This is a genomic window from Amycolatopsis sp. NPDC059657, assembly GCF_042734395.1.
GTDB lineage: Bacteria > Actinomycetota > Actinomycetes > Mycobacteriales > Pseudonocardiaceae > Amycolatopsis.
The window spans coordinates 1-5030 of sequence record NZ_JBHWEB010000242.1 but is presented as its reverse complement, the minus strand read 5'-3'; the positions used below and the strand labels follow the sequence as shown (position 1 = coordinate 5030).

The window sequence follows — 5030 nt, the reverse complement described above, 5'->3', positions numbered from 1 at the left end:
CTGCCGACGTCCCAAGTGGACTGGTCGACCGGAGCGGTGCGGGTGCTGACGGAGGCTGTCGACTGGCCCGAATCGGACCGCCCCCGTCGCGCCGGTGTGTCCGCGTTCGGCGTGAGTGGCACGAACGCGCACGTGATCCTCGAACAACCACCAGCGACCGAACAGCCGCCGAAGGAAGGCTCGCCCACCACGGTGCCGGTTGTCGTCTCGGCGAAGTCCACGCAGGCGCTCCGCGCACAGGCCGCCCGGCTGGCGACCCGGATCGAGGCCGACTCCGAACTCCGCGTCGCCGATCTGGCTCTTTCCCTTGCGACACAACGCTCGCACTTCAAGCACCGCGTCGCCGTTGTCGCTGACACGCCGGAGCAACTGCTCGCCGGCCTTCAGGCGGCGGCCGCGGGGGAACCCGCCGGTCACGTCGTCACAGGCACCGCGGACCCGGACGGCTCGGTGGTGTTCGTTTTCCCTGGTCAGGGTGGTCAGTGGGTCGGCATGGGCCGCGAGTTACTGGCCACGTCGCCGGTTTTCGCCGAGTGCCTGCGTTCCTGCCAGGAGGCTTTGTCGCCGTTCGTCGACTGGTCGCTGGTCGAGGTGCTGACCGATAAGGACACCGAGCGGCTGCTTCAGCGGGTGGATGTCGTGCAGCCGGTGTTGTGGGCGATCATGGTGTCGCTGGCCGCTGTGCTGCGCTCTTATGGTGTCGAGCCGGATGCCGTGGTGGGGCACAGCCAAGGTGAGATCGCCGCGGCCCATGTCGCCGGCGCACTGTCACTGGATGACGCTGCCAGGGTCGTTGCCTTGCGCAGCCGGGCCATCGCCACCATCGCCGGCAGCGGCGGCATGGCGTCGGTCCGCCTGCCGGTGGACGAGGTGCGGCGGCGGATCGACGCCAACGGCGAAGCCCTGTCGGTCGCCGCGATCAACAGCGCCGGATCGGTCACCGTGGCGGGCGAGGCAGGCGCGCTGGATCGCCTGGTCGCGCAGTTGCGGGCCGAAGACGTGTCCGTGCGCCGAGTCGACGTCGACTACGCCTCGCATTCCCCGCAGGTCGAGCAGATCGAGCAGGAGCTGGCGGAGCTGCTGGCGCCGGTCGTACCCGTGACCCCGAAGGTCCCGTGGTATTCCACTGTGGACACCGGGTGGGTCGAAGGTCCCACCGCGGACGCCGGCTACTGGTACCGCAACCTGCGTCAAACCGTACAGTTCAGCGAGGCGGTAACGGCGCTGCTTGCCCAGGGGCACAAGCATTTCGTCGAGATCAGCCCGCACCCCGTGATGTCACTGCCAGTTCGGGAGACCATCGATCGAGAGGCGGTGCGGGCGACGGTCACGTCGCCGATGCGCCGCGATCACGGCGCTACGGAGCAGGTGATGACCGCACTGGCCGAGCTCGCGGTGGGCGGTGTGGCACCCCAGTGGCCGGCCGTGCTCGACGGAACCGGTGCCGTCGCCGTCGACCTGCCCACATACGCCTTCCAGCACAAGAACTACTGGCTGTTGCCCGCACGATCCGGCGACGCCACGGCATGGGGGATGGACCGGGTCGATCACCCGCTACTGGCGGCAGGCGTCGAACTGCCGGGCGCCGGCGGAATGCTGTTCACCGGCCGACTGTCGGTGGACTCTCAGCCGTGGCTGGCCGACCACGCCGTCGGCGAGGAGGTGCTCCTGACCGGCAGCACACTGGTCGAACTGCTGACCCAGGCCGGGCACCGAGTCGGCTGCGGCAGGCTCGACGAGCTGGTGATCCACGTGCCGCTCGTGATCCCGCCCCACCAGGGCGTCCAGATCCAGCTCACCGCCGGACCGGCCACCGCGGACGGCACTCGGCAGGCGACGCTGCACGCGCGTGCCGACGGAGACCAGGACTGGGTCCAGCACGCCACCGCTACCTTGTCCGGCGGCCAGGGCGCCGAGTTCGGCGCCCTCGTGAACTGGCCACCCCGTGCCACGGAACCGTTGGACACCAGCGATTTCTACCAGGACGCGGCCGCCACCGGCTTGGTGTACGGACCCGCATTCCGGTGCCTCACGTCGGCGTGGTCTCGCGGCGATGAAGTGTTCGTCGAGGTCGAACTTCCTGAGGCCGAGCAGGAAGCCGGTGGTTACGGGCTGCACCCGGCGCTGTTCGACGCCGTGCTGCAAGCCATCAGGCTGCTGCCTCGGACCGATTCCGGCACGCCTCGAATGCCGTTCTCGTTCGCGGGCGTCGAACTGCACGCGACCGGTGCGACGAAGCTCCGCGCACGCGTGGTGGCGACGGCGGCGGACACGGTTTCGGTGGTGGCCACCGATACGGCGGGGGCGCCGGTCGTGGCGGTGGAGTCGCTGACGCTGCGCGCCACGGAACGGCGGGGAACCGCTGTCGGCCAGCGGTTGTTCGAGATGACCTGGGTGCCGGTCGAGTACGTCGACAACGGCGCGGCCGTGCGCACGTCGGCGCACATCACGACCGCGGACGACCTGCGTCTGCTGCGCACCGGCGGACAGCAGGCACCAGACCTCGTGGTCCTGCCGTCGTGGTCGGCTGGCGAGGGATTCGATGGCGTGCACGAGCTCACGGCGCGGATTCTCGCCGTGGTGCAGGAATGGCTGAACGCCGACGAACACTGGGCAGGCTCACGGTTGGCCGTGGTGACGCGTGCGGCGGTGGACGGTGCCGGCGCCGCGGTGCGCGATCTGCCCGGCGCGGCGGCGGCAGGCTTGATCCGTTCCGCGCAGGCCGAGCACCCCGGCCGATTCGTTCTCGTTGACCTCGAACAAGATGCGCCACTGGATCTCGACAGCGCGTCCTTGCTCGCGCTCGTCGAATCGGGCGAAACACAGTTGGCGTCGCGCGACGGCCGATGGCTCGCGCCGCGGTTGGCGCGCCTCTCACCCGCTACCGACCCGGGTCCGGCGGTGTGGCGCGACGGCGGCACCGTGCTGATCACGGGCGGCACCGGTGGTATCGGCCGAGTGCTTGCCCGTCACCTGGTCGCGGAGCGGGGCGTGCGGCACCTCGTGCTGTCCAGCCGCTCCGGCATGGCCGCGGCAGGCGCCGGTCAGCTGTGCGCCGACTTGACCGAACTCGGTGCGGAGGTCGAGATCGTCTCGTGCGACGTGTCCGACCGCGCGGCGCTGGCGGCGCTGCTGGCAGGCATCGACTCCGAACACCCGTTGACAGCGGTCATCCATACCGCCGCCGACCTCGATGACGGTGTGATCGACGGGCTCACGCCGTCACGCCTGGACACCGTGCTGGTGCCGAAGGCCGGCGGGGCGTGGCACCTGCACGAGCTGACCCGTGACCTGGAGCTGGACGCGTTCGTCCTCTTCTCATCGCTGGCAGGCTCGGTCGGCAGCGCCGGCGTCGGCAACTATGCCGCTGCCAACGCGTTCCTCGACGCCTTGGCAGCCCATCGCCGTGATCTCGGTCTACCGGCCGTGGCACTGGGCTGGGGCGCCTGGTCACAGGACGCCGGCATGACCAGTTCGCTCACCGGCACAGACATGCATCGGCTCGCCCGCATCGGCCTGTTGCCGTTCACCATGGCCGAGGGCATGGCGATGTTCGACGCGGCGATCGCGCAGGGCCGGGCTCATGTCCTGCCGCTTCGCATCGATCTGAGCGGTGGGCAGGACGAAGTCCCGGCGGTGCTGCGCGTTCTGCGGCGGCGGACCGCCAGGCCGCTCGTCGCCGCTGTCTCGGAGACGACGTCGGATCTGGCCGGGCGGCTGGTCACCATGCCGGCGGCCGAGCGGCGCGAGGAACTTCTCAAGCTGGTCAGTGTCCAGTCGGCGGCGGTGCTCGGCCACGACGACATCGGCGCTTTCGAGCAGACGCGCGCGTTCCGCGACCTCGGGTTCGACTCGCTGACCGCGGTGGAGCTGCGCAACCGGCTGGCCACCGCGACCGGCCTGCGACTGCCCGCGACGTTGATCTTCGAGCACCCGAACCCGTCCGCGTTGGCCGATCAGCTCGTGGCCGAGCTGATCGGCGAGACGGAGCAGCCGGTCGACCGACAGCCCACGCACCGGCGTGCCGCGGCGGACGAGCCGTTGGCGATTGTGGGTATGGCGTGTCGGTTCCCTGGTGGTGTGGACAGTCCGGAGGCTTTGTGGTCGGTTGTCGAGCGGGGTGTCGATGTGATCGGCGACTATCCGACCGACCGTGGCTGGAATCTGGACGGTTTGTTCGACGCGGATCCGGATGTGGTGGGCAAGACGTATGCCCGTGCGGGTGGTTTTCTGCGTGAGGCGGGCCTTTTCGATCCGTCGTTCTTCGGGATTTCGCCGCGTGAGGCGTTGGTGATGGATCCGCAGCAGCGGTTGTTGCTGGAAACGTCATGGGAAGCCCTAGAACGCGCGGGCATCGACCCGGGCTCCCTGCGCGGGCAGGATGTCGGCGTCTACTTCGGCCTCTACACCAGCTACTACGCCTATCAAGCAGACCAGCTCGAAGATCAGCTCGGCACCGCGGTGACCGCCAGCGTGTCCGCGGGCCGGGTGTCGTATGTGCTGGGTCTTGAGGGGCCTGCGGTGACGGTGGACACGGCGTGTTCGTCGTCGCTGGTGGCGATCCACCTCGCGGGACAAGCACTGCGGGCGGGGGAGTGCTCGCTGGCGCTGGCCGGAGCGGCGACCGTCATGGCGACCCCTGATGTGCTGCTCTACACGTCACGTCAGCGTGGTCTGTCACCGGATGGCCGGTCCCGGTCGTTTGCCGATGACGCGGATGGGACTGGTTTTTCCGAGGGCTCCGGGGTCGTGGTGCTGGAGCGGCTGTCCGACGCACGGCGTAACGGGCATCGGATCTTAGGGGTGGTGCGCGGGTCGGCGGTGAGTCAAGACGGTGCGTCGAACGGGCTGACCGCACCCAATGGCAAGGCTCAGCAGCGGGTCGTTCGCCGGGCTTTGGCGAATGCCGGGGTCACGGCGGACGAAGTCGACGCCGTCGAGGCGCACGGTACGGGCACGAGGCTGGGTGATCCGATCGAGGCGCAGGCGTTGCTGGCGACTTATGGCCAGGATCGGGATCGTCCTTTGTG

1 protein-coding gene is annotated in these 5030 nt (G+C 69.4%); it reads left to right on the top strand.

The genetic code is table 11. The annotated features are described in order from the left end of the window. Positions 1-5030, top strand: a 5030-nt coding sequence (locus ACFV15_RS47770; RefSeq protein ID WP_378360129.1) for an SDR family NAD(P)-dependent oxidoreductase, incomplete at both ends; no start/stop codon positions are given.